Source organism: Pseudomonas putida, assembly GCF_009883635.2.
Lineage (GTDB): Bacteria > Pseudomonadota > Gammaproteobacteria > Pseudomonadales > Pseudomonadaceae > Aquipseudomonas > Aquipseudomonas putida_W.
Window position 1 is genome coordinate 3,143,640 of sequence record NZ_CP026115.2, and the last position, 25,201, is coordinate 3,168,840.

21 protein-coding genes are annotated in these 25,201 nt (G+C 63.3%); 15 read left to right on the plus strand and 6 right to left on the minus strand.

Annotated features, from left to right (window positions below):
* Positions 1-54: 54 nt before the first annotated feature.
* Genes rsmA through C2H86_RS14205 form a run of 4 tightly spaced genes read right to left on the minus strand, consistent with a single transcriptional unit; the run spans position 55 to position 5,939 of the window.
* The gene (rsmA, locus tag C2H86_RS14190) at positions 55-855 is read right to left on the minus strand and encodes a 16S rRNA (adenine(1518)-N(6)/adenine(1519)-N(6))-dimethyltransferase RsmA (RefSeq protein ID WP_159408648.1); all 801 of its coding nucleotides are present in this window, start codon (positions 853-855) and stop codon (positions 55-57) included.
* Complete coding sequence (gene pdxA / locus C2H86_RS14195) at positions 852-1,841, minus strand: 4-hydroxythreonine-4-phosphate dehydrogenase PdxA (protein ID WP_159408649.1); 990 nt, start codon at positions 1,839-1,841, stop codon at positions 852-854. The genes rsmA and pdxA overlap by 4 nt, the downstream gene beginning before the upstream one ends.
* Positions 1,838-3,157 (minus strand): peptidylprolyl isomerase, encoded by a 1,320-nt coding sequence (locus tag C2H86_RS14200; RefSeq protein WP_159408650.1) that lies wholly within the window; start codon positions 3,155-3,157, stop codon positions 1,838-1,840. Before C2H86_RS14200 ends, pdxA begins: the two co-directional genes overlap by 4 nt.
* Entirely contained in the window at positions 3,138-5,939 is a 2,802-nt protein-coding gene (locus tag C2H86_RS14205; protein ID WP_159408651.1) for an LPS-assembly protein LptD, read from the minus strand. Before C2H86_RS14205 ends, C2H86_RS14200 begins: the two co-directional genes overlap by 20 nt.
* Positions 5,940-6,069: 130 nt before the next feature.
* Between C2H86_RS14205 and C2H86_RS14210 the strand changes: the two genes are divergently transcribed.
* Genes C2H86_RS14210 through C2H86_RS14220 form a run of 3 tightly spaced genes read left to right on the plus strand, consistent with a single transcriptional unit; the run spans position 6,070 to position 8,523 of the window.
* Positions 6,070-7,089, plus strand: a complete 1,020-nt coding sequence (locus C2H86_RS14210) for an aminoglycoside phosphotransferase family protein (RefSeq protein ID WP_159408652.1) — start codon at positions 6,070-6,072, stop codon at positions 7,087-7,089.
* On the plus strand, positions 7,086-7,757 hold the full coding sequence (gene murU / locus C2H86_RS14215) for an N-acetylmuramate alpha-1-phosphate uridylyltransferase MurU (RefSeq protein ID WP_159408653.1): 672 nt from the start codon (positions 7,086-7,088) through the stop codon (positions 7,755-7,757). Before C2H86_RS14210 ends, murU begins: the two co-directional genes overlap by 4 nt.
* Position 7,758: 1 nt before the next feature.
* Entirely contained in the window at positions 7,759-8,523 is a 765-nt protein-coding gene (locus C2H86_RS14220; RefSeq protein ID WP_159408654.1) for a TerB family tellurite resistance protein, read from the plus strand.
* A gap of 32 nt (positions 8,524-8,555) precedes the next feature.
* Here the strand turns inward: C2H86_RS14220 and C2H86_RS14225 are convergent, their stop codons facing one another.
* Positions 8,556-9,554 carry an alpha/beta hydrolase family protein gene (locus C2H86_RS14225; protein WP_159408655.1) on the minus strand — a complete coding sequence of 333 codons (999 nt, stop codon included), beginning with the start codon at positions 9,552-9,554 and terminating at the stop codon, positions 8,556-8,558.
* A gap of 95 nt (positions 9,555-9,649) precedes the next feature.
* Between C2H86_RS14225 and C2H86_RS14230 the strand changes: the two genes are divergently transcribed.
* From C2H86_RS14230 to trpE, 9 genes are all read left to right on the plus strand, one after another.
* Positions 9,650-12,037 (plus strand): PAS domain-containing sensor histidine kinase, encoded by a 2,388-nt coding sequence (locus tag C2H86_RS14230; RefSeq protein ID WP_159408656.1) that lies wholly within the window; start codon positions 9,650-9,652, stop codon positions 12,035-12,037.
* 10 nt (positions 12,038-12,047) lie between these two features.
* A complete protein-coding gene (locus tag C2H86_RS14235) occupies positions 12,048-12,677 on the plus strand; it encodes a response regulator (protein ID WP_159408657.1) in 630 nt (209 codons plus the stop codon).
* A 140-nt stretch (positions 12,678-12,817) separates the two neighbouring features.
* Positions 12,818-13,942 carry an ABC transporter ATP-binding protein gene (locus C2H86_RS14240; RefSeq protein ID WP_159408658.1) on the plus strand — a complete coding sequence of 375 codons (1,125 nt, stop codon included), beginning with the start codon at positions 12,818-12,820 and terminating at the stop codon, positions 13,940-13,942.
* Between the two features lie 40 nt (positions 13,943-13,982).
* On the plus strand, positions 13,983-15,017 hold the full coding sequence (locus C2H86_RS14245; protein ID WP_054885207.1) for an ABC transporter substrate-binding protein: 1,035 nt from the start codon (positions 13,983-13,985) through the stop codon (positions 15,015-15,017).
* A 60-nt stretch (positions 15,018-15,077) separates the two neighbouring features.
* Positions 15,078-16,325 carry an ABC transporter permease gene (locus C2H86_RS14250; RefSeq protein WP_159408659.1) on the plus strand — a complete coding sequence of 416 codons (1,248 nt, stop codon included), beginning with the start codon at positions 15,078-15,080 and terminating at the stop codon, positions 16,323-16,325.
* An 11-nt stretch (positions 16,326-16,336) separates the two neighbouring features.
* Complete coding sequence (locus tag C2H86_RS14255) at positions 16,337-17,164, plus strand: ABC transporter permease (RefSeq protein WP_079226329.1); 828 nt, start codon at positions 16,337-16,339, stop codon at positions 17,162-17,164.
* Positions 17,165-17,257: 93 nt separating this feature from the next.
* Positions 17,258-17,932 (plus strand): ribulose-phosphate 3-epimerase, encoded by a 675-nt coding sequence (gene rpe, locus C2H86_RS14260; protein ID WP_060477482.1) that lies wholly within the window; start codon positions 17,258-17,260, stop codon positions 17,930-17,932.
* Complete coding sequence (locus tag C2H86_RS14265; RefSeq protein WP_159408660.1) at positions 17,929-18,747, plus strand: phosphoglycolate phosphatase; 819 nt, start codon at positions 17,929-17,931, stop codon at positions 18,745-18,747. Before rpe ends, C2H86_RS14265 begins: the two co-directional genes overlap by 4 nt.
* A gap of 70 nt (positions 18,748-18,817) precedes the next feature.
* Entirely contained in the window at positions 18,818-20,299 is a 1,482-nt protein-coding gene (trpE, locus tag C2H86_RS14270) for an anthranilate synthase component I (protein ID WP_159408661.1), read from the plus strand.
* Positions 20,300-20,432: 133 nt separating this feature from the next.
* Here the strand turns inward: trpE and estP are convergent, their stop codons facing one another.
* Complete coding sequence (gene estP / locus C2H86_RS14275) at positions 20,433-22,313, minus strand: esterase EstP (protein WP_159408662.1); 1,881 nt, start codon at positions 22,311-22,313, stop codon at positions 20,433-20,435.
* A gap of 375 nt (positions 22,314-22,688) precedes the next feature.
* Here estP and C2H86_RS14280 point away from each other — a divergent pair, with 375 nt between their 5' ends.
* The 3 genes from C2H86_RS14280 to trpC are packed head-to-tail and all read left to right on the plus strand — an operon-like array spanning position 22,689 to position 25,171.
* Positions 22,689-23,282: an aminodeoxychorismate/anthranilate synthase component II gene (locus tag C2H86_RS14280; RefSeq protein WP_054885201.1), complete on the plus strand. Its 594-nt coding sequence runs from the start codon at positions 22,689-22,691 to the stop codon at positions 23,280-23,282.
* A 9-nt stretch (positions 23,283-23,291) separates the two neighbouring features.
* Positions 23,292-24,341 (plus strand): anthranilate phosphoribosyltransferase, encoded by a 1,050-nt coding sequence (gene trpD, locus C2H86_RS14285; RefSeq protein WP_159408663.1) that lies wholly within the window; start codon positions 23,292-23,294, stop codon positions 24,339-24,341.
* Positions 24,338-25,171 carry an indole-3-glycerol phosphate synthase TrpC gene (trpC, locus tag C2H86_RS14290; protein WP_159408664.1) on the plus strand — a complete coding sequence of 278 codons (834 nt, stop codon included), beginning with the start codon at positions 24,338-24,340 and terminating at the stop codon, positions 25,169-25,171. Before trpD ends, trpC begins: the two co-directional genes overlap by 4 nt.
* Positions 25,172-25,201 lie beyond the last annotated feature (30 nt).

Genomic DNA, 25,201 nt, shown 5'->3' on the forward strand with positions numbered 1-25,201 from the left:
CGCGATCAACTGTAGGAGCGGGCTTGTCCCGCGAAAGGGCCGGTGCAGGCTGAATCAGGCTTGCTGGATGGCCAGCTGATCGGCCAGGCGCACAAAGGCCGCCAGGTCGAGCTGTTCAGGGCGCAGGCTGCCATCCACGCCAGCGGCCTCGATGGCGGCGCTGTCGAGCAGTCCCTTCATAGTGTTGCGCAGGGTCTTGCGACGCTGGTTGAACGCTTCACGCACCACTTGCTCCAGCAAGCGTGCATCCTTGGCAGGGTGGGGCAGCACTTCGTGCGGCACCAGGCGCACGATCGCCGAGTCGACCTTCGGCGGCGGGTTGAACGCGCCTGGGCCCACGTTGAACAGGTGTTCCACGCGGCAATGGTACTGCACCATGATCGACAGGCGACCCCAGTCACCACCGCCAGGGCCGGCCGCCATGCGCTCGACCACTTCCTTCTGCAGCATGAAGTGCATGTCACGGATCAGCCCGGCGTGGCTGAGCAGGTGGAAGATCAGCGGGGTGGAGATGTTGTAGGGCAGGTTGCCGACCACTTTGAGGCTGCGTGGCGGCACGCCGAGCTGGTTGAAGTCGAACTTCAGGGCGTCGCCCTGGTGCAGGCGGAAATTGCCGCGGCCGGCAAACTTGTGTTGCAGGATCGGCACCAGGTCCTTGTCCAGTTCCACCACGTCCAGCTGGGCGCCACTGCCCAGCAGGCCTTCAGTCAGGGCGCCTTGGCCCGGGCCGATTTCCAGCAGGTGTTCGCCAGCTTTGGCGTTGATGGCGCGCAGGATGCGGTCGATGATGCCCGCATCGTGCAGGAAGTTCTGACCGAAGCGCTTGCGCGCCCGGTGTTGGTATTGCTCGTTCATGGTCGGTTCTCGGCCATCTGGTAGGCGGTTTCCAGGGCGACGCGCAGGCTGCCTGTGTCGACCTTGCCGCTGCCGGCCAGGTCCAGGGCGGTGCCGTGGTCGACCGATGTGCGGATGATCGGCAGGCCCAGTGTCACGTTGACGGCAGCGCCAAAGCCTTTGTACTTGAGTACGGGCAGGCCCTGGTCGTGGTACATCGCCAGCACCGCGTCGCAGTGCTCCAGATATTTGGGGGTAAACAGGGTATCGGCCGGCAGCGGGCCGCGCAGGTCCATGCCTTCGGTACGCAGGCGGGCCAGCGTTGGCTCGATGATGTCGATTTCTTCGCGGCCAAGATGGCCGCCTTCCCCGGCATGCGGGTTGAGGCCGCAGACCAGGATGCGCGGGTTGGCAATGCCGAACTTGTCGCGCATGTCGGCGTGCAGGATGCGGGTGACCCGGTCCACGCGCTCGGCAGTGATGGCGTCGGCAATGTCCCGCAGCGGCAGGTGCGTCGTCACCAGGGCGACACGCAAGCCACGGGTGGCCAGCATCATTACCACTTGGGCGGTGCTGGTCAGGTCGGCAAGGAATTCGGTATGGCCGGAGAAGGCGATACCGCTTTCGTTGATCACGCCCTTGTGCACCGGCGCGGTGATCATCCCGGCGAATTGCCCGTCAAGGCAGCCTTGGCCGGCACGGGTCAGCGTTTCCAGCACGAACGCCGCGTTGGCCTTGTCCAGCTGGCCTGGCACCACTGGCGCGGCCAAGGGGGTATCCCACACATACAGGCTGCCGGCAGGCGCAGGCTGGTCGGGCCATTGGCCTGGCATTACCGGCAGCAGGCTGACAGCCAGCCCCAGCTGCGCGGCCCGCTCGGCGAGCAGGTCACGGCTGGTGATGGCAATCAGGGGATGGGGTTGGGCGTCGGCGGCGAGCAGCAGGCACAGGTCGGGGCCTATGCCGGCTGGTTCGCCGGGGGTGACGGCGAAGCGCAGGGGCTTCACTGTGCGGCCTGGTCAGCGCCAGGCAGCTTGATTTCAACGTAGGCTTCGTCGCGGATCTGGCGCAGCCAGGTCTGCAGCTCTTCGTCGTACTTGCGGTTGCGCAGCACGTTCATGGCCTGTTGCTCACGAGCCTGCTCGGTGCTGTCGGTGGCACGGCGGCCCAGCACTTCAAGGACGTGCCAGCCGTACTGGGTCTTGAACGGTTTGGTCACCACGCCTTGCTGGGCGTTGGCCATCTGCTCGCGGAACTCAGGTACCAGGCTGTTTGGGTCGACCCAGTTGAGGTCGCCGCCATTGAGCGCGGAGCCTGGGTCTTCCGAGAAGCTCTTAGCCAGCGTGGCAAAGTCTTCGCCGTTATTGATCCGCTCGTAGAGCTTCTCGGCCAATTGTTCGGTGGCAGCTTCGCTGCGCACTTCGCTTGGTTTGATCAGGATATGGCGGACATGCACTTCGTCACGCAGCACGTTCTCGCTGCCGCCGCGCTTCTCCTCAAGCTTGATGATGATGAAACCGCTCGGAATGCGCAGTGGCTGGGTGATATCGCCAACGCTCATGCTGCCGAGCAGTTTGGCGAATTCCGGTGGCAGCTGAGCCGCTTTGCGCCAGCCCATCTCGCCGCCTTCCAGGGCGTTTTCACTCTTGGAGTTGGCAATTGCCATCTGGCCGAAGTCAGCGCCTTTGCGAAGCTGGTCGTAGACATCACCGACCTTGCGCGCAGCCGCCCGGATGTCGTCGGAGTTGGCGGCTTCCGGTGTCGGGATGAGGATGTTGGCCAGTCGATACTCTTCCGACATCTGCATCTTGCCCATGTCCGAGGCGAGGAAGTTCTTCACTTCCTGCTCGGAAACCTGAATGCGCTCGGCAACGCGGCGCTGACGCACGCGGCTGATGATCATCTCGCGCTTGACCTGCTCGCGGGCGTCGTCGAACGACAGGCCGTCATGGGCGAGGGCGGCGCGGAACTGCTCCAGGGACATGCCATTGCGCTGGGCAATGGTGCCGATGGCCTGGTTCAGCTCTTCGTCGGTGATGCGGATGCCCGAACGTTCGCCGATCTGCAGCTGCAGGTTCTCGACGATCAGGCGTTCCAGTACCTGCTGCTCCAGTGCGCCGGTCGGCGGCACGCCGCCGCCGCGCTTGGCGATGGTCTGCTGCACCTCGTGGACACGCTGGTCCAGTTGGCTCTGCATGACCACGTCGTTGTCGACGATGGCCACCACGCGGTCGATGGGTTGTACCGCGGCATGCACCGCGCCACTCAGCAATGCAGCGCCCAGCAAAACCGGGCGCAGTCGATCAATAAGCTTGGTCTTCACGTGTACGGTAACCTTGAATGCCTTGGTCGAGGAACGATTCCACCTTGTTGCCCACTACGCCGCCGAGGCCTTTCAGGACGATTTGCAGGAAGATGCCGTGGTCGCCTTTTTCGTTTGCAGGAGTAGCCTGGCTGAAGTCGTCGTAGTCGACCCAGTAACGGTTGATCAGGCGCAGCTTCCAGCAGCAGTTGTCATACTCGAAACCACCCATGGCTTCCAGGGTACGGTTACGGTTGTAGTCATGCTGCCAGCGGGCGATCACGTTCCATTGCGGTACGACTGGCCAGATGACCGAGAAGTCGTGCTGCTGGATCTTGTAGTAATCCTTGATGTAGTTCGGATCGCCCGGCGTGCCATAGTCGCCGCCGCCCACTTTCCAGGTACCGGTAGTGGAGTCGTAGGCGATGGTGTCGTTGCGGTAGCGATAGCCGACGTTGACGATCTTGTTCGGGTTGTCTTCAGGCTGGTAGTGGAACATCGCGCTGCCCGAACGGGTGCTGCGGCTGTCCGGGTCCCAGTTGAAGTCCGAATTGAAGCGCCAGTCGCGGTTGAAGTAGTAGTTGTACACCAACGCGTACGGCGATACATCCGACTGCGAGTCCTTGCGGGTACGGTAGTCAATGCCTGGCAGCTGGACCTTGCGGTCCTTGAAGTAGTAAGCCTGGCCAATGCTGAAGTTCTGACGCTCGAAGCCGTTTTCCTCGATCCAGCGGGTGGTCACGCCCAGCGACAGCTTGTTCTCGTCGCCGATGCGGTCGGTGCCGGCGAAGCGATTGTCGCGGAACAGGGAATCGTAACTGAACAGGTTTTCGCTCGAGTCGAACAGCGGGATGTCCGTCTGGTCCTTGTACGGGACGTAGAGGTAGAACAGGCGCGGTTCGAGGGTCTGGCGGTAATTGGTGCCGAACAGCGAAGTGTTGCGGTCGAAGTAAAGGCCGCTGTCAACGCTGAAGATCGGAACATCGCGATCTTGAGTGCTGTTGAAGTCGCCTTCTAGCGGAATTCGACCTGGCTGAGTAATTAGGTCGTTCTTACCTTTTCCGTCCAGGTCTAGGTCATAGTGTGTGTACATGTACTTCAGCTTCGGCGTGATGTAGCCGTAGCTAGCTGTCATCGGCAGGCTGATAGCTGGCGCAACGTTGAGGCGAGTACCGTTAGCACGCGCAAGACCGAAGATGTTTTCATCCAGACGTTGGCCAGGAACGCCAGCGGTGTCATCCGGTAGCCCATCTTTGTTGGTCACGAAATCGTTCTTCAGGTCGCGATCGAAGCGCACGGCTTCAGTCTCGTAGCTGAGGTCGAACCCGCTTGGATGGTAAGGCAGCATGCCATTGAGAGTGATCTGCGGCAGCTTGTCGTACGGCGTGATCTGCGACAGGGTCGCCATCTCGTACGCTTGTGCATTCAGGCGGGCGGTGTAAGTGTCGCCACGCCAGGTCAGGGCACCTTGCTGATTGACCACGTCCCGGCTCTTGACGCCGATCTGGTCGGTTTCAAGGTCCTGGAAGTAGAACGGATCGCTGATGTCGGTGTAGTCAACTTCAGTCATCAGGCGCTCGTCCAAGCCACCTTTGTGCTGCCAGTTGATCATCCAGCGTTCTTTCTTGTAGTCCGTCTGCAGCTTGCGGTCGTCGTCCTCGTCGTTGAGGTAGCCGCCGCCGAACTGGCCTTCGCTGGACTTGGTCAGGTAGCGGAACTCGCCTTCCATCAGCAGGCCGCGCTTGGTCATGTAGCGCGGGTACAACGTGGCGTCATAGTTGGGCGCCAGGTTGAAGTAGTAAGGCGTGACCAGCATGAAGCCGGTGTCGCTGGTGCTGCTGAACGACGGCGGCAGGAAGCCGGACTGGCGACGGTCGTCGATCGGGAAGTAGATGTACGGTGTGTAGAGCACCGGGAAATCTTTGACCCGCAGGGTGACGTTGGTCGCGGTACCGAAACCGGTCGCCGGGTTCAGGGTGATGTTGTTGCCCTTCAGCTGCCAGGCGTTGCTGCCCGGTTCGCACGTGGTGTACGTACCGTCCTTGAGACGGATGATGGCGTTTTCGCCACGCTTGGCGTACAGGGCATTGCCGCGAATGTGCGACTTGTGCATCACGTATTCGGCGTTGTCGACCTGGGCTTCGCCAGTATCGAGCTGAATCTGCGCCTGGTCACCGACGACCAGCGAGCCATTGTCGCGGATCTTGACGTTGCCCTTGAGCTCGCCACGGTTCTCGGCCTGGTACAGGTTGGCCTCGTCGGCTTCGGCCTGCATGCTGCCCTGGCGCATGACCACGTCACCAGCGAGGGTAGCGATCTGCTGCTCCTGCTGGTACTTGGAGACCTTGGCGTTGATGTAGGTCGGCGACTCGTCCTTCGGCGTGGAGTCGGCCATGCCGGGGCGAGTGGGCTCGATGTACGCGCCACCGCAGTACGGGCCGGTTTCGGCCAGTTGGGCTGCAGTGAGCTTCTCGCGTGGAACCCAGTCGAGGTGGCTGTAGTCTTCGCTGCGCGACTTCAGGCCACGGCCCTTGGCCTCGGTGACCAGCATCGGCTTGTCAGCGGACTCGGCCGGCTCGGCTTCGGTGCCCGACGTGAGCGCGGCCCCTTCATGCACCGGGCGCGGAGGCAGGTTGTTGGCTGGGGTCTTGGGCTTGCAGTCCCAACCACCGGAGGCGGACACTTGGCAGTCGAACTGCTCGGCAGCCACCACATAGGGGGTGGCCAAAGGTTGCATGGCCAGCAGACCGCCGGTCACCAGCAACGGAAACTTTCTACGAAACGCGGGGGATTTCAATGCCATCTTATTAGTCCGGGCTTCCTGCGTGCCATCTGCCCGCGTGTGGGGCCGCACGCCTCTCGATGGTCTGAAAAAGATGCTGGATAATAAAGCATGACCCGCTTGACGGCTAGGGCCGTCGGAGACCCTTGTAATGCCTGAACACGATGTACGCCTGCAACAACTGACTGTCTGGCTCGATGAGCAGCTCAATCAGCTTTTCCGCGACAACGCCTGGGGCGAGGTGCCCGAGGGCAGCCTGACCGCCGCCAGCAGCGATGCCAGCTTCCGCCGCTACTTCCGCTGGCAGGGCGCAGGCCACAGCTTCGTGATCATGGACGCGCCACCGCCACAGGAAAACTGCCGACCATTCGTCGACATCGACCATCTGCTGGCCAGCGCAGGCGTGCATGTGCCGCAGATTCATGCACAGGACGTGGAACGTGGTTTCCTGTTGCTGGGTGATCTGGGCCACCAGACATACCTGGACATCATTCAGGCTGACAACGCCGATGCACTGTTCGCGGATGCCATCGAGGCCCTGCTGGCCTTCCAGTGCCTGCCGATGGACGCGCCGCTGCCCAGCTACGACGACGCCTTGCTACGCCGTGAAGTCGAACTGTTCCCTGAGTGGTACGTTGGCCGTGAGCTCGGCCTGGCCTTCACTGAAGCGCAGAAAGCCAGCTGGCAGCGTATCAGCCAGCTGCTGATCGACAGCGCCCTGGCCCAGCCCAAGGTGCTGGTGCACCGTGACTACATGCCGCGCAACCTGATGCAGAGCACCCCGAACCCAGGCGTACTGGACTTCCAGGATGCGGTTTATGGCCCGGTCACCTACGACATCACCTGCCTGTTCAAGGATGCTTTCCTCAGCTGGCCGCAGGCGCGGGTCGAAGGCTGGCTGCGCAGCTACTGGGAGCAGGCGCAAGCCGCCGGTATTCCAGTGCAGCCGGTGTTCGACGATTTCCACCGCGCCAGCGACCTGATGGGCGTGCAGCGCCACCTCAAGGTGATCGGTATCTTCGCGCGAATCTGCCATCGTGACGGAAAACCGCGTTATTTGGCCGACGTCCCGCGATTCTTCGCCTATATAGATGAAGTGGTCAGCCGTCGCCCGGAGCTTGCTGAACTGGGCCAGCTGATCGCCGAGTTGCAAGCCGGAGCGCGTGCATGAAGGCGATGATTCTTGCAGCAGGCAAAGGCGAGCGCATGCGCCCGCTGACCCTGCATACCCCCAAACCGCTGGTGCCAGTCGCGGGTCAGCCACTGATCGAGTATCACCTGCGCGCGCTGGCGGCGGCCGGGTTTACCGAGGTGGTGATCAACCACGCCTGGCTTGGCCAGCAGATCGAAGACTATCTGGGCGATGGCAGCCGGTTCGGCCTGCACATCAGCTACTCGGCCGAAGGTGAGCCGCTGGAAACCGGCGGCGGCATCTTCAAGGCCCTGCCATTGCTGGGGAATGAGCCGTTCGCCCTGATCAACGGCGATATCTGGACCGACTATGACCTCGGCCTCCTGCGCGCGCCGCTGCGCGGGCTGGCGCATCTGGTGCTGGTCGACAACCCCGGCCATCACGGGCGTGGCGACTTCCGTCTGAGCGAGGGTCGGGTGGTCGATGGTGACGACGCCCCCGGCACGCTGACCTTCAGCGGCCTCTCTGTGCTGCACCCGGCCTTGTTCGAAGGCTGCCAGGCGGGCGCGTTCAAGCTGGCGCCGTTGCTGCGCCAGGCGATGGCCTCAGGCCAGGTGAGCGGTGAGCACTTCCGTGGCCACTGGGTGGATGTCGGCACCCTCGAGCGCCTGGCCGAGGCCGAGCGCTTGATCGGCGAGCGCGCCTGACATGTGGTGGCCAGGCACGGTAATCGGGTTGGGCGCAGGCTTTGCGGTCGCCAGTATCCCCGGTGCGTTGCTCGGTGCCTTGCTGGGCCAGGCGATGGACCGACGCATTCGCCTGCAGGGCTGGGACGACATGTGCGAGCGCCTGGGCGGTCGCCCGGTCCTGCAAGACGATGAATTGCTGTTCGTCTTGCTCGGGCGGCTGGCCAAGAGCGACGGCCGTGTGGCCGAGCAGCACATCCAGCAGGCGCGGCAGGAAATGGTCCGCCTGGACATGGCCGAAGCTGCGCGTTTGCGGGCGATAGCCGCCTTCAACCGTGGCAAGACTGGCAAAGACCGGTTGTCTGGCCACCTGCGACGCATCCGCCTGCAGCCGCATGCCGCCGAGGGTACCTTGCGTGCCTGCTGGCGCATGGCCTGGGCCGACGGCAAGGCTGGGCGGCGCGAGCGTGAACTGCTGCTGGAGTGGGGGCACAAGCTGGGCCTGAGCCGGCGTCAGGTGCAGGCGCTGTCACTGGAGTACGAGCCGCGCAAGGCACCGGTGTCAGCGGGTGTGATGAACTTCGCGGCAGCGCTGCGCTTGCTGGGCGTCGAGGCCGACACCGAGGGGGATCAGGTAAAGCAGGCTTACCGGCGCCTGGTCAGCAAGCATCATCCGGACAAACTGGCGGGCAGCGGGGCAAGCGAGGCGCAAGTGCGCGAAGCAACCGAGCGGACCCGCGAACTGCACCAGGCCTATGCGATCGTTCGCAAGCGGGGCGGGTTCTAGAAGGGGCGCACAGCGCCCCTGGCAACCTCAAATTACTGTTGCGGGCTCATCCAGCCCCGAACCCTGCGGAACAATTGCTCTTGTTCGCCGTCCTTGTTGGCCGGCATGGCAATCAATGACAGCTGCTTGTATTGGCTGTCCTTCTGCCGCTTGCTGGCCTGCAAGCGCTGCGCCGCCGCATTGCGGTCCCCGGTACGGGTGGCGTAGTAGAGGTCAGCCGTAGGCACCTTGAGGGTGGGCGTCAGGCTTTCCAGGTCGTGCTCGACCCGTGCCGGCGTCTGTGCGGCAACCATCACCAGCTTCTGCACCTGGGGCGGTTGCTTTTCGCTCAGGTAGCGTGCTGCCCAATAGGCGCCGCTGCCGTGGCCGATCAGCACGATGCTGCGCGAGTTGTGCTGTTGGGCATAGGCCACGGCAGCATCCAGGCGAGCGAAGATGCGTTCGGCGTCGGCCTCGTCGTTCTGTTCGCTGGCTTGCTCGGCGTCGGTGCTTTCCGCGGTATCGGTGTCGGCGGCGGTGGCCTGGGCGATGTTGGCGTTGGCGTCGGCAGGGGTGTCCTTGGCCGGTGCGCTTTCGCCTGCTTCTTTCTCAGGCGCTGGCGCCGGCTTGTCCTCTACCCGTGCTTGCGGGGCGTCGGCGAGCAGGTCGGGCAGGCTCACGCTCAGGCTGTGCCAGCCGATATCCGGGAACTTGCGCCGTAACGGGCCGACTGTGTTGGGCCAGTCGGCATTTTCGCCAGCGCCCGGGACGATAATCACGGCACCCTGCGGATCACTGTCGTTGGCCGGTTTCCACAGGGCCAGGAAGCTGTCCGCGCCGGCCTGCAGGGTCTGTTGTTCGGCTTTTGGCACCAGGCGCTCCAGGGCTTGCGCGTCTTCCTGGCTACGCTCCAGCAGGGGCGGGCGTGGCGCCGGGGCGGCGGGCGCCTCGGCTGCTGCCTCCGGCTTGGCGGCGTCAGCGGCCAGGGCGCCGAGTGGTAGGAGCGAGGCCAGGCAGCACATTGCCAGCGTCGTGCGATAAAGTGTGGACATGAATCAACCCAAGGCCAGAATGATACCGGCAGCCTAATAGTATTTGCCCGCGGCGGCCATGCTGCATGGCCGCCCTTGCCAAGACGAGCGTGTAGATGAAGCGATTGCGTCGCCTGTTGGTTATCGGCTGGTTGTGCCTGCCCTTGATCGCCTTGGCACGGTCGGAAGTGCCACCAATGGTGACGCTGGAGCCTGCCCAGCAGCAATGGCTCGAGAGCCATCGCAGCCTGCGTGTCGGCCTGGTGCTGCAGGCACCCTACGCACAGTTCGATCGCCGCCTGCAGCAGCTCTACGGCGCCAACGTCGAGCTGGTGAACTGGCTGGGGCAAGCGCTGGGCCTGGACCTGACCTGGCGCAACTTCACCGACCAGGCCAGCCTTGAGCATGCCTTGCAAGCGGGGGAGATCGATTTCGCCCCGGGACTGACGCAAACACCGGCCAGCCTGCGCCTGTGGCTGTTCAGCGACCCTTACATGCGAGTACCGCAGCTGGTGGTGGGGCCGCGTACCGGGGCGATCGCCGTGGAACTGGAAAAGCTCGATGCTGAAACCCGCGTCGCAGTGCGCATGCCCAGTGTCCTTGCCGACTATCTGCGTGGCAATTACAGCGGCCTCAATCTGCAGGGCGTGCCCAGCGAGCGCGAGGCCTTGCAACTGCTGGTCGGTGGCCAGGCCAGTTACGCGGTGCTCGATGAGGCACAGCTGAGTCGGCTATCACGGGAAAGTGAGTTCGCCGAGCTGGTGGTGGTGGGTGATATCGGCTTGCCGCAGTTGCTGCGAGTGGGTTCGCGACGCGACTGGCCGGTGCTTGCCGATGTCCTCGAGCGCGGGCTGCAGGCCATGCCGGCCAAGGAGCTGGAGCAACTTCACCAGCGTTGGTTGCAGCCCAAATACCCGCGCTTGAGCGAGTCGCCCGGCTTCTGGCAGAACCTGGCCTTGCTGTTCGGCATGTTGTTGCTGTGTGCCCTGGCCACGTTGGTGTGGCAGCGTCGGCAGCAACGCCAGCTGGAACGCAGCCTGCTGGCCACGCGGGAAAGCCTGACCGAGCGGCAGGGGCGCGAAGAGGCGCTGCGCCTGAGCCAGTTCGCCATCGATCAGAGCACGGTGGGCATTCTCTGGGTCAACTGGGACAGCCATGTACGCTACGCCAACCATGCGGTGGAGCACATGCTTGGCTATGCCGAGGCCGAGCTGCTGGAGCGCCCGCTGATCGACTTCGAGCCGAACCTGACCATGGACCGCTGGCTTGAACTGTGGAAGGGGGCCCGTGCCGGCGATGGCGGTGCCCGGCAATTCGAAACCCAGTGCCGGCGCGCCGATGGCAGCTTGCTCCCGGTGGAACTGTCGCTCAGCTTCCTGCGTTTTCGCGATGCCGAATACCTGGTGGTGTACCTCGCCGATGTCACCGAACGCCATCGCGCCCTGGCGGCCCTGCGCGAAAGCGAGGCGCGGCTCAAGGGCATTGCCGGTAACGTGCCGGGCCTGGTGTTCCGCCTTGAGCCAGCACCTGCCGAAGGTGAGCCGGAATTTCCGTACATCAGCGAGGGCAGCGAGGCGCTGGTCGGCTACACGCCCGCGCAGATCCAGCACCCACTGATGGGGTTACGCAATCTCGTACACCCAGACGATCGGGCCGACTATCACCAGGTGCAGGATCTGGCGATTGCCAGTGATCAGGACTGGTCGTGGCAGGGGCGTATCCTCACCCGTCAGGGCGAGCAGCGCTGGGCCGACATCAAGGCCAGTGCCCGGCGTTTGCCCAATGGCCGGGTGGCCTGGGACGGTATCGTCTGGGACATCACCCAAGGCAAGCGCGCCGAGCTGGCGCTGGCTCAGTCGCAGGAGCAGCTGCGCGAGCTCTCGGCGCACCTGGAGAGCGTGCGCGAAGAAGAAAAGGCCCGCATCGCCCGTGAAGTGCACGATGAGCTGGGGCAGATGCTGACCGTGCTCAAGCTGGAAGTGTCGATGTGCGAGCTGGCCTTTGCCGAACTGGATCCTGGCCTGCACGAGCGCCTGGGCAGCATGAAGCGCCTGATCGCCCAGTTGTTCCAACTGGTACGCGACGTCGCCACCGCGTTGCGTCCACCGATCCTCGACGCGGGTATCGCCTCGGCCATCGAATGGCAGGCGCGGCGTTTCGAAGCGCGCACGCAGATACCGTGTCTGGTACAGGTACCGGATAATCTGCCAGCATTGAGCGATGCCAAGGCCACCGGCCTGTTCCGCATCCTGCAGGAGGCGTTGACCAACGTGATGCGCCATGCGCAGGCACACAGCGTGGAAATCGAACTGGTGCGTGAAGACGGGCAACTGCGCATGACCGTCAGTGACGATGGCACTGGCTTCTGCCGGGATCAGCCCAGGCCCACCTCGTTCGGCCTGGTCGGCGTGCGTGAGCGGGTGCTGATGCTCGGTGGCAGCATGGCGCTGGACAGTGAACCAGGCGAGGGCACCAGCCTGAGCGTGGCCATTCCCTTGGAGTAGGAGAGCGAGCGTGATTCGAGTGCTGGTGGCCGAAGACCACACCATTGTCCGTGAAGGCATCAAGCAGTTGATCGGCCTGGCCAAGGACATGCAGGTGGCGGGGGAGGCCGGGAATGGCGAGCAATTGCTCGAGACCCTGCGCCACACGCCTTGCGAGGTGGTATTGCTGGATATCTCCATGCCGGGGGTAAATGGCCTGGAGGCGATTCCGCGCATCCGCGCGCTGAACGACGCCCCGGCGATCCTGATGCTGTCGATGCACGACGAGGCGCAGATGGCGGCCCGTGCCCTGAAAGCGGGTGCTGCGGGCTATGCGACCAAGGACAGCGACCCGGCCCTGTTGCTCACGGCGATTCGCCGAGTGGCAGGAGGCGGGCGCTACATCGACCCGGCACTGGCCGACCGCATGGTCTTCGAGGTAGGCCTGACCGAGACCCGGCCACTGCACACGCTGTTGTCGGAACGCGAGTTCTCGGTGTTCGAGCGCCTGGCCCAGGGCGCCAACGTCAACGACATCGCTCAGCAGCTGGCACTTTCGAGCAAGACCATCAGCACCCACAAGGCCAGGCTGATGCAGAAGCTCAAGGTCAATTCGCTGGCGGAACTGGTGAAGTACGCCATGGAGCACAAGCTGGTCTGATTGCGACATCCTTGTAGGGATCGCCCTACAGCAAATCTTCCATCGGGATGATGGCATTCTCTCAGTACCGCCGATTTTCGGGCGCTTGCGGCTCTTCTACTCTTTTGCCTACGCAGTCATTCCAACAAGAAGGTGCAGGCATGAGCGAGGCGAATTCGAACGCTGCCACCGGCGAGACGCTGGTCAGCTTCCGTGGTGTGCAGAAGAGCTACGACGGCGAATCGCTGATCGTCAAAGACCTCAACCTGGACATTCGCAAGGGTGAATTCCTCACCCTGCTCGGCCCCTCCGGCTCGGGCAAGACCACCAGCCTGATGATGCTGGCCGGTTTCGAAACTCCCACTGCCGGTGAGATCCAGCTGGCCGGGCGTTCGATCAACAACGTGCCACCACACAAGCGCGACATCGGCATGGTGTTCCAGAACTACGCACTGTTCCCGCACATGACCGTGGCCGAGAACCTGGCCTTCCCGCTGACCGTACGCGGCCTGAGCAAGACCGACATCAGCGAGCGGGTCAAGCGGGTGCTGAACATGGTCCAGCTCGATGCCTTCGCCAAGCGCTACCCCGGCCAGCTTTCCGGTGGTCAGCAGCAGCGTGTGGCGCTGGCCCGGGCGCTGGTGTTCGAACCTCAGCTGGTGCTGATGGACGAGCCACTGGGCGCCCTCGACAAGCAGCTGCGTGAACACATGCAGATGGAGATCAAGCACATTCACCAGCGCCTGGGCGTGACCGTGGTCTACGTGACCCACGACCAGGGCGAGGCGCTGACCATGTCCGACCGCGTGGCGGTGTTCCACCAGGGCGAGATCCAGCAGATCGCCGACCCGCGCACCCTCTATGAAGAACCTTGCAACACCTTCGTCGCCAACTTCATCGGCGAGAACAACCGCATCAACGGCACCCTGCTGGCCAGCGATGGCAAGCGTTGCCAGGTGCAGCTGGCCCGCGGCGAGCGGGTCGAGGCGCTGGCGGTGAACGTCGGCCAGGCTGGCGAGCCGGTGACCCTGTCGGTGCGCCCCGAGCGCGTGCGCCTTAACGGCCACAGCGAAAGCTGCGTCAATCGCTTCTCCGGCCGCGTGGCCGAGTTCATCTACCTGGGCGACCACGTACGGGTGCGCCTGGAAGTCTGCGGCAAGGCCGACTTCTTCGTGAAGCAGCCGATCGCCGAGCTCGACCCGGCGCTGGCCGTGGGCGATGTGGTACCGCTGGGCTGGGAGGTGGAGCACGCCCGCGCGCTCGATCCGATTGCCGAAGCCCACTGATGGATTGCTTCACCAACCCTGTACTGTGGAGAGAATAATAATGCGCAAGCAGTTGAAACTGACCGCCCTGGCCCTCGGCCTGTGCGCCGCCGGCCAGAGCATGGCGGCGGACCTGACCGTGGTCTCCTTCGGCGGCGCCAACAAGGCGGCCCAGGTCAAGGCTTTCTACGAGCCATGGGAGAAAGCTGGCAAGGGCAAGATCGTCGCGGGCGAGTACAACGGTGAAATGGCCAAGGTCAAAGCCATGGTCGACACCAACAGCGTGTCGTGGAACCTGGTGGAGGTGGAGTCGCCAGAGCTGGCTCGTGGTTGCGACGAAGGCATGTTCGAAGAGCTCGACCCGGCGTTGTTCGGCAATGAATCCGATTATGTGAAGGGTGCCATCCAGCCTTGCGGCGTGGGTTTCTTCGTCTGGTCCACGGTGCTGGCCTATAACGCCGACAAGCTGAAGACCGCTCCCACCAGTTGGGCCGATTTCTGGGACACCAAGAAATTCCCGGGCAAGCGTGGCCTGCGCAAGGGCGCCAAGTACACCCTCGAGTTCGCCCTGATGGCCGACGGCGTTGCGCCGAAGGATGTGTATCAGGTGCTGGGCACCAAGGAGGGCGTGGACCGCGCCTTCAAGAAGCTCGACGAGCTCAAGCCGAGCATCCAGTGGTGGGAAGCCGGTGCCCAGCCGCCACAGTACCTGGCCTCGGGTGACGTGGTCATGAGCTCGGCCTATAACGGTCGCATCGCTGCCGTGCAGAAAGAGAGCAACCTCAAGGTGGTGTGGAACGGCGGCATCTATGACTTCGACGCCTGGGCGATCCCGAAAGGCGCCAAGGATGTGGAAGAGGCGAAGAAGTTCATCGCCTACACCGTGCAGCCAGAGCAGCAGAAAACCTACTCCGAGAACATCGCCTACGGCCCGGCCAACTCCAAGGCTGTACCGCTGCTGGCCGATGCGGTGAAGAAAGACATGCCGACCACGCCTGAGAACATCGCCAACCAGGTGCAGATCGACGTGGCCTTCTGGGCCGACAACAGCGAGCAGCTGGAGCAACGCTTCAACGCCTGGGCGGCGAAGAAGTAACAACCCAGAAAGCGGGGCCGCATAGCGGCCCCAATTTCAGCCTGTATCGCGGAGTTCGCCATGGCCATTGCAGTGCCCCTCAACGAAGGCGCAGGTCCAAGTCTCAAGCAGCGCCTCAAGCATGCCGAGCGGGTCAACCGCTGGAAGGCGCAGGCGTTGATCGCGCCGCTGGCGCTGTTTCTCCTGCTGGTGTTCCTGGTGCCGATCGCGGCGCTGCTGTACAAGAGCGTCGGCAACCCGGAAGTGGTCGGCGGCCTGCCGCGCACGGTCGAGGTGATCAGCCATTGGGACGGCAAGAGCCTGCCCGGTGAAGACGTCTACAAGGCGTTGAGCCAGGACCTGGCCGAATCGCGCAAGAACCAGACCCTGGGCGATCTCTCCAAGCGCCTGAACATGGAGCTGGCCGGCTACCGCAGCCTGCTGGCCAAGACTGCACGGGCATTGCCGTTCAAGGCCGAGCCTACCTCTTATAAAGATGCCTTGCAGGCACTCGACGAGCGTTGGGGCGACCCGGCCTACTGGCAGGCGATCCGCCGCAATACCAGTTCGGTGACCTCGTTCTACCTGCTGGCTTCGCTTGACCACCGTATCGATGACCTCGGCGAGCTGGCCAAGGCCACCCCCGACCAGGCCATCTACCTGGATATCTTTGCCCGCACCCTGTGGATGGGTGTGGTGATCACCGCCATCTGCCTGGTACTGGCCTATCCGCTGGCCTACCTGCTGGCCAACCTGCCGACCCGGCAGAGCAACCTGCTGATGATCCTGGTGCTGCTGCCGTTCTGGACCTCGATCCTGGTGCGGGTGGCCGCGTGGATCGTGCTGCTGCAGTCCGGCGGCTTGATCAACAGCGCGCTGATGGCGATGGGCATCATCGACCAGCCGCTGGAACTGGTGTTCAACCGCACCGGCGTGTACATCTCGATGGTGCACATTCTGCTGCCGTTCATGATCCTGCCGCTGTACAGCGTGATGAAAGGCATTTCGCCGAGCTACATGCGTGCGGCGATTTCGCTGGGCTGCCACCCGTTCGCCAGCTTCTGGCGGGTGTACTTCCCGCAGACCTACGCCGGCGTGGGTGCCGGTTGCCTGCTGGTGTTCATCCTGGCCATCGGCTACTACATCACCCCGGCGCTGCTCGGCAGCCCGAACGATCAGATGGTCAGCTACTTCGTCGCCTTCTACACCAACACCAGCATCAACTGGGGCATGGCCACCGCGCTGGGCGGGCTGTTGCTGCTGGCGACCGTGCTGCTGTACCTGATCTATAGCTGGCTGGTCGGCGCCAGCCGCCTGCGCCTGAGCTGAGGAGCCTTGAGATGCTGAGCCCCTACATGTCGCCCGTCGAGCGGGTGTGGTTCTACACCCTGCGCATCCTTTGCGGCCTGATCCTGTTGTTCCTGGTGCTGCCGGTGCTGGTGATCGTGCCCCTGTCGTTCAACAGCGGCAGCTTCCTGGTGTACCCGCTGCAGGGCTTTTCGCTGCAGTGGTACCACGACTTCTTCGCCTCGGCCGAGTGGATGCGGGCGTTGAAGAACAGCATCATCGTCGCGCCAGCGGCCACGGTGCTGGCCATGGTATTTGGCACGCTGGCGTCGATCGGCCTGACCCGTGGTGATTTCCCAGGCAAGTCGCTGGTGATGGCGCTGGTGATTTCGCCGATGGTGGTGCCGGTGGTGATCATCGGTGTGGCCAGCTACCTGTTCTTCGCCCCGCTGGGCCTGGGCAACAGCTTCATCTCGCTGATCCTGGTGCACGCGGTGCTGGGTGTGCCGTTCGTCATCATCACCGTGTCGGCGACCTTGCAGGGCTTCAACTACAACCTGGTACGTGCGGCGGCCAGCCTCGGTGCTTCGCCGTTGCTGACCTTCCGTCGGGTGACCTTGCCGCTGATCGCCCCCGGGGTGATCTCGGGGGCGCTGTTCGCCTTTGCCACGTCGTTCGACGAAGTGGTGGTGACGCTGTTCCTCGCCGGGCCTGAGCAGGCAACCCTGCCGCGGCAGATGTTCAGCGGCATTCGCGAGAACCTCAGCCCGACCATTGCGGCGGCGGCAACCCTGCTGATTGCCTTCTCGGTAGTGTTGTTGCTGACCCTGGAATGGCTGCGCGGGCGTAGCGAGAAACTGCGCACCCAACAACCTGCCTGAAGCAAGGGTGCGGACGGGGTTGATACCAATCAGCCCCGATCCGCTTCCCTGAGTTACAATGCGCGCCACCGTGATTCTGCCAACAGGTGCGCCATGCAGCCCTACGCTATTGCCCCCTCCATTCTCTCTGCCGATTTCGCCCGCCTGGGCGAGGACGTCGACAAGGTTCTGGCCGCGGGTGCCGACATCGTCCACTTCGATGTCATGGACAACCACTACGTACCCAACCTGACCATCGGCCCGATGGTTTGCAGCGCACTGCGCAAGTACGGCGTGACCGCGCCGATCGACGTGCACCTGATGGTCAGCCCGGTCGACCGCATCATCGGCGATTTCATCGAAGCCGGCGCCACCTACATCACCTTCCACCCGGAAGCCTCGCAGCACATCGACCGATCGCTGCAACTGATCAAGGACGGCGGCTGCAAGGCCGGCCTGGTGTTCAACCCGGCCACCAGCCTGGACGCCCTGAAGTACGTGATGGACAAGGTCGACATGGTCCTGCTGATGAGCGTCAACCCAGGCTTCGGCGGGCAGAAGTTCATCCCCGGCACCCTCGATAAGCTGCGTGAAGCCCGCGCGCTGATCGACGCCAGCGGCCGCGATATCCGCCTGGAGATCGATGGTGGCGTCAACGTCAACAACATCCGCGAAATCGCCGCTGCTGGCGCTGACACCTTCGTGGCCGGTTCAGCGATCTTCAACGCCCCGGACTACCAGGAAGTCATCGCCAAGATGCGCGCCGAACTGGCCCAGGCCCGCCCATGAGTGGCTTCGAGCAGCTGTTCCCGGGGACGCTGCCCAGGCTGGTGATGTTCGATCTGGACGGTACCCTGATCGACTCGGTACCCGACCTGGCTGCCGCCGTGGACCGCATGCTGCTCGAACTGGGGCGCCCGCCCGCCGGCCTTGAGGCCGTGCGCCACTGGGTTGGCAACGGCGCCCAGGTGCTGGTGCGCCGCGCCCTGGCCGGTGGCATCGAGCATGATGCCGTGGACGATGCGCTGGCCGAAAAAGGTCTGGCGCTGTTCATGGACGCCTATGCCGAAAGCCACGCGCTCACCGTGCTCTATCCCGGTGTGAAGGACACCCTGCGCTGGCTACAGAAGCAGGGCGTGGAAATGGCGCTCATCACCAACAAGCCGGAGCGCTTCGTTGCGCCGTTGCTGGACCAGATGAAGATCGGCCGCTATTTCCGCTGGATCATCGGCGGCGATACTCTGCCGCAGAAAAAGCCTGACCCGGCAGCGCTGCTGTTCGTCATGCAGATGGCCGGTGTCAGCCCGCAACAGTCGCTGTTCGTCGGCGATTCGCGCAGCGATGTGCTGGCGGCCAAGGCGGCCTGCGTGCAATGCGTGGGCCTCACCTATGGCTATAACCATGGCCGGCCGATTACCGAGGAATCCCCCAGCCTGGTGGTCGACGACCTGCGCGCACTGCTGCCCGGTTGCGCAGACCCGGCCACTGGGATAACGTTGGCGGACCTTCAAGCCTCCCAAGACAGAGAGTCCACCGTGGCGGTCACTGGCAAATTCTGGATGAAAGTCATCAAGGCCTTGGCCCGTTGGCGCTGGCGCGCCTGACTTATGCCCGCCGGCGCCTGCCGGCCCGTCCGCTTGCCCGACCCCATTGCTGCTTGCCACGAGGCTACCCATGACCCGCGAAGAATTCCTGCGCCTGGCCGCTACCGGCTACAACCGCATCCCTTTGGCCTGTGAAACCCTGGCCGACTTCGACACGCCGCTGTCGATCTACCTGAAGCTGGCCGACCAAGCCAACTCCTACTTGCTCGAGTCCGTGCAGGGCGGCGAGAAGTGGGGCCGTTACTCGATGATCGGCCTGCCGTCGCGCACCGTGATGCGCGTGCATGGCTACCATGTGAGCATCCTGCAGGATGGAGTGGAAGTGGAAAGCCACGACGTCGAAGACCCGCTGGCCTTCGTCGAAAGCTTCAAGGACCGCTACAAGGTCGCCGACATCTCTGGCCTGCCACGTTTCAACGGTGGCCTGGTCGGCTACTTCGGCTATGACTGCGTGCGGTATGTGGAGAAGCGCCTGGGTGCCAGCCCGAACCCTGACCCGCTGGGCGTACCGGACATCCTGCTGATGGTTTCCGATGCGGTGGTGGTGTTCGACAACCTGGCGGGCAAGATGCACGCCATCGTGCTGGTCGACCCGGCTGAAGAGCAGGCCTTCGAGCAAGGCCAGGCACGCCTCCAAGGCTTGCTGGAGAAACTGCGCCAGCCCATCACCCCTCGCCGTGGCCTGGACCTGAGCGGGCCGATGGCTGCCGAGCCGGAATTCCGATCCAGCTACACCCGTGACGACTACGAGAACGCGGTCGGCCGTATCAAGGAATACATCCTGGCCGGCGACTGCATGCAGGTCGTGCCGTCGCAGCGCATGTCGATCGACTTCAAGGCTGCCCCCATCGACCTGTACCGCGCGCTGCGCTGCTTCAACCCGACGCCGTACATGTACTTCTTCAACTTCGGTGACTTCCATGTGGTCGGCAGCTCGCCGGAAGTACTGGTGCGGGTAGAAGACAACCTGGTCACCGTGCGCCCGATTGCTGGTACCCGCCCGCGTGGGGCTACCGAGGAGGCCGACCGTGCGCTGGAAGATGACCTGCTGTCGGACGACAAAGAGATCGCCGAGCACCTGATGCTGATCGACCTTGGCCGCAACGACGTGGGCCGGGTGTCCTCGACCGGTAGCGTGCGCCTGACCGAGAAGATGGTGATCGAGCGCTACTCGAACGTGATGCACATTGTGTCCAACGTGACTGGCCAACTGCGTGAAGGCCTGACCGCGATGGATGCGCTGCGGGCAATCCTGCCGGCGGGCACCTTGTCGGGTGCGCCGAAGATTCGCGCGATGGAGATCATCGACGAACTCGAGCCGGTCAAGCGTGGCGTTTACGGTGGTGCGGTCGGTTACTTCGCCTGGAACGGCAACATGGATACCGCGATTGCCATCCGTACTGCGGTGATCAAGGACGGCGAACTGCACGTGCAGGCCGGTGGCGGCATCGTTGCCGACTCGGTGCCGGCGCTGGAGTGGGAAGAGACCATCAACAAGCGCCGGGCAATGTTCCGTGCCGTGGCGCTGGCTGAGCAGACTACCGCCAAGTAAATCGATTGGGGCTGCCTTGCAGCCCATTCGCGGCTAAAGCCGCTCCTACAGGTATTGCACAGGTTTCAATGCCCATGCGGTTGCTGTAGGAGCGGCTTTAGCCGCGAATGGGCCGCATAGCGGCCCCAAAGATTTAGAAGTCGACACTAACGCCCAGACTCACACCTTGCTGAGTCAATTCATCACTCTTGCGCCAGTTATAGTTCCCGCGCAGATGAACCCCCGCCACCAGCTCATGAGTCACCCCCAGACTCGCCCGGGTCAAATCACTGTGCGGCGTATAACCGGTCAACGTGAAGTCATTCGCCGGCAACGTCGTCAGGTGCATCGTCACATCCTGCTGGTCATCCTCGAATTCATGCTCCTGCGCCACCTCGGCGAACAGCCGGGTGCTCGGCAGTACCTGAACGCTGCCTAGCAGCCCAACGCCCAGGCGCCGTGAAGTCCGCTCCTGGTCATCGAAGCCCAGCGCTGTCGAGCGCCCGCTTTTCTCGTCATAGCCATCGACCTTCACCCGCGCATAATCGGCACTGATAAACGGTGCCAGTTGCCAGCGGCTGCTGTCGGCCGCCAGGTTGTAGCCCAGCCGGGCCGTTACGGCCCAGGCCTCGCCATCGGTGTCGCCCTTCTCGCTGCGGTCGTTGACGCCAAGCGCAAAGGTGCGCTTGAGGTCGTGGTAATCCAGATGGCCGGCGCTCAGTGCGGCGTCGGCCCACCAGCGGTCCTGACGGAACTGGGCGAAGGCGCTGGCCAAGTAGCTGTCGAGCTTGTAGTCCGAGTCCTGTTCACCGGCCTCCAGCTTCTGCCGGTACACGCCACCGGCAAGGCCCAGGCGCCAGGCATCATTGAGCCGGTAACTGCCGCCCAGGGTCAGGTTGTAGCCGTGCCCGTCAGCGCTGGCAGCACTATGCTGGTCATCGAAGTCCAGGTCCTGGGCGCCGGTGCTGACGAAGGCCTGCCATTGGCCGACTGCCTGCCAGGGTGTCTGCCACTGGTTGCGCAGTTCGTCCTGATGCGCGCGCAGGCTGGCGTGGGCCATTTCCGGCAGCAAGGTCAACTCCCAAGGGGCGGAAATGATCGAGTAGGCGTAATCCGCGATCAGTTGCTGCCCGGCGATGGTCGGGTGCACCGAGTCGTTGAACAGCAGTTTGGTCGGGTCTGGCGTTATGCCGTTGATGCCATATATCGGGTTTTCCACGCATCCTTCGCCGCTGTAGCAGGTGCCAACCAGGTTCTGGCCGGTGGCCAGACCGAACTGGCTGGGGCTGGCCAAAGCCTCGCTCAGCAGTACGGGAATGTTCAGGGGGATGATTTCGGCATCGACCTGCCTCAGTTGGCTGAGCAGCGACTGATTGAACGCGCTGGACAGCTGCGACAGCGGGTTCTGCTGTGGCGTACCGCTGAAGTTGGGTGTCTGCCCCAGGTCGGGAAGCAGCCAGACCACGATGTAACGGGCGCCGCCTTGCTGCAGGGCCTGGGCGCTAGCGGCCAGGCGGCCTCCGGCGGCCACGGCGTCGGCAGGGCTGTTTATCTGGCCCTGAAGAAAATCATTGCCGCCACCGGTCAGGTAGTAAAGGGCATTGGGGTCGGCGCGCAGGCCGTTGGCCAGATAGCCTGGCTTTTCTCGCAGTACCTGCCCGGCGCCGGGGCGCCCTGGCGGGATGATCGTCTCGGACGTGGTGGTGATCGAATCCAGGATCTGCTGGGTGGTGTAGCCGCCGACCGCCCAGTTGTTGCCATCGGCAAGCCCCAGTGCCTGGTTGACGGGGGAGGTGGAAGGGCCCAGCTCTGTCGGGTTCACACCCAGCCGCCCACCCAGGATCATCGGTGACACCGGGGCATAGTTGCCATTGGCATCGCGGTTGGTGAAGCGCGCGCCACCAAACTGCCCTGCATCACTGAGGCTGTCGCCAAACACGATCAGGCTGGAGTAGGGCGAGGGGGCGGCCAAAGCCTGGCTGCAGGCCAAGGCCAATGAAGCAAAGGTAAAGCGCAACAATGGTGTTTTTCGCATCAGAGAACATCCTTTTCTTTGTTTTTATCAGGACAACCCGATCGACCTTAGCAAATTGCCGCGCATCCCTCCCAAGTCCATTCGTTTCCCCGTGTTTACGGGCATATTGCGCCCGCCGCCCCGGTAGGCTACTGTGCGTGCAAGTATGAGCGAGACCTATCCTGTGTTGATCGTCAGCAAACTCTTGATGCGCGTTATCAAGGCCCACGCCCGTTGGCGTTGGCGCGCCTGACTTTATCTCCTGCCGGCCTGTCCGGCCCGTCCCCGTTTGCCTTCCTGTCCGTTTAGCGACCGCCCTTCGTGGCAAAGCCGTGCCCATGGTTGGTGTAGGAAGGTTCGTTTTTTGAAGTCAGTAGATTCAAGAGGTTTAGCCCGATGTTACTGATGATCGACAATTACGACTCATTTACTTACAACGTCGTTCAGTACCTTGGCGAGCTGGGTGCCGAGGTCAAGGTCATTCGCAATGATGAAATGACCATCGCCGAAATCGAAGCCCTCAACCCTGAGCGCATCGTCGTCTCCCCTGGCCCGTGCACCCCGAGCGAAGCAGGCGTGTCCATCGAAGCCATCCTGCATTTTGCCGGCAAGCTGCCGATCCTCGGCGTATGCCTGGGTCATCAGTCCATCGGCCAGGCCTTTGGCGGTGATGTGGTGCGTGCCCGTCAGGTCATGCACGGCAAGACCAGCCCGGTGCACCACCGCGACCTCGGGGTGTTCGCCGAACTCAACAACCCGCTCACGGTGACCCGCTACCACTCCCTGGTGGTAAAGCGCGAAACCCTGCCGGACTGCCTGGAAGTCACCGCCTGGACTGCCCATGAAGACGGTTCGGTCGACGAGATCATGGGCCTGCGCCACAAGACCTTGAACATCGAAGGGGTACAGTTCCACCCCGAGTCCATCCTCACCGAGCAGGGCCACGAGCTGTTCGCCAACTTCCTCAAGCAGACCGGCGGCCGCCGCTAAGGATCGATCATGGATATCAAGAGTGCATTGAGCCGCATTGTCGGCCACCTGGACCTCAGCACCGATGAAATGCGTGATGTCATGCGCCAGATCATGACCGGCCAGTGCAGTGAAGCGCAGATCGGCGCCTTCCTGATGGGCATGCGTATGAAGAGCGAGAGCATCGACGAGATCGTCGGTGCGGTCTCGGTGATGCGCGAGCTGGCCGACAAGGTCGAACTGAAAAACCTTGATGGCGTGGTCGACATCGTCGGTACGGGGGGAGATGGCGCCAACATCTTCAACGTTTCCACCGCGTCGTCGTTCGTCCTCGCTGCCGCTGGCTGCACCGTGGCCAAGCATGGCAATCGCGCGGTATCGGGCAAGAGCGGCAGCGCCGACCTGCTGGAGGCCGCTGGCATCTACCTGAACCTGACCCCGACCCAGGTCGCCCGCTGCATCGACAGCCTGGGGATTGGCTTCATGTTCGCCCAGAGCCATCACAGCGCCATGAAATATGCCGCTGGCCCGCGTCGTGATCTGGGGCTGCGTACCCTGTTCAACATGCTCGGCCCGCTTACGAATCCGGCCGGTGTGAAGCACCAGGTAGTCGGCGTGTTCACCCAGGCGCTGTGCCGTCCACTGGCCGAGGTGCTGCAGCGCCTGGGCAGCAAGCATGTGCTGGTGGTGCATTCGAAGGACGGCCTGGATGAGTTCAGCCTGGCGGCGCCAACCTTTGTTGCCGAGCTGAAGAACGACGAGATCACAGAGTATTGGGTCGAACCCGAAGACCTTGGCATGAAGAGTCAGAGCCTGCATGGCCTGGCCGTCGAAAACCCACAGGCGTCGCTGGAGCTGATCCGCGATGCCCTGGGCCGGCGCAAGACCGAAAACGGCCAGAAGGCTGCCGAAATGATCGTGCTCAATGCCGGCGCGGCGCTGTATGCCGCTGACCATGCCATGAGCCTGAAGGCTGGTGTGGAACTGGCCCACGACGTCCTGCACACCGGGCTGGCCTGGGAAAAACTGCAGGAACTGGGCGCCTTTACTGCAGTATTCAAGGTGGAGAACGAAGCATGAGTGTGCCGACGGTGCTGGAAAGGATCATCGCCCGCAAGTTCCAGGAAGTGGCCGAGCGCAGCGCGCGCGTCAGCCTTGCCGAACTGGAGCGCCTGGCCAAGGCAGCCGACGCCCCGCGTGGCTTTGCCAATGCGTTGATCGAGCAGGCCAAGCGCAAGCAGCCGGCGGTAATCGCCGAAATCAAGAAGGCTTCGCCAAGCAAAGGCGTGATCCGCGAGAACTTCGTGCCGGCGGACATCGCCGTCAGCTACGAGAAAGGTGGGGCGACTTGCCTGTCGGTGCTGACCGATGTGGATTACTTCCAGGGCGCAGACGAGTATCTGCAGCAGGCTCGCGCTGCCGTTTCGCTGCCGGTGATCCGCAAGGACTTCATGGTCGACCCGTACCAGATCGTCGAGGCCCGTGCCCTGGGTGCCGACTGCGTGCTGTTGATCGTGTCGGCGCTGGATGATGTGAAGATGGCGGAGCTGGCTTCGGTGGCCAAGGATGTCGGCCTTGATGTGCTGGTCGAAGTGCATGACGGCGATGAGCTGGAGCGTGCGCTGAAGACCCTCGATACGCCGCTGGTGGGAGTGAACAACCGTAACCTGCACACCTTCGAAGTCAGCCTGGAAACCACCCTCGACTTGCTGCCACGCATTCCGCGTGAGCGCCTGGCGATAACCGAGAGCGGTATTCTCAACCGCGCCGACGTCGAGCTCATGGAGATCAACGAGGTCTACTCGTTCCTGGTCGGCGAGGCGTTCATGCGCGCCCCGCAGCCGGGGCTGGAACTGCAGCGGTTGTTCTTCCCGGATCAGGTAAAGAAGACTGTTCAGACTTTGGACTGATCGAAACGAAGCCGGCTTGATGCCGGCTTT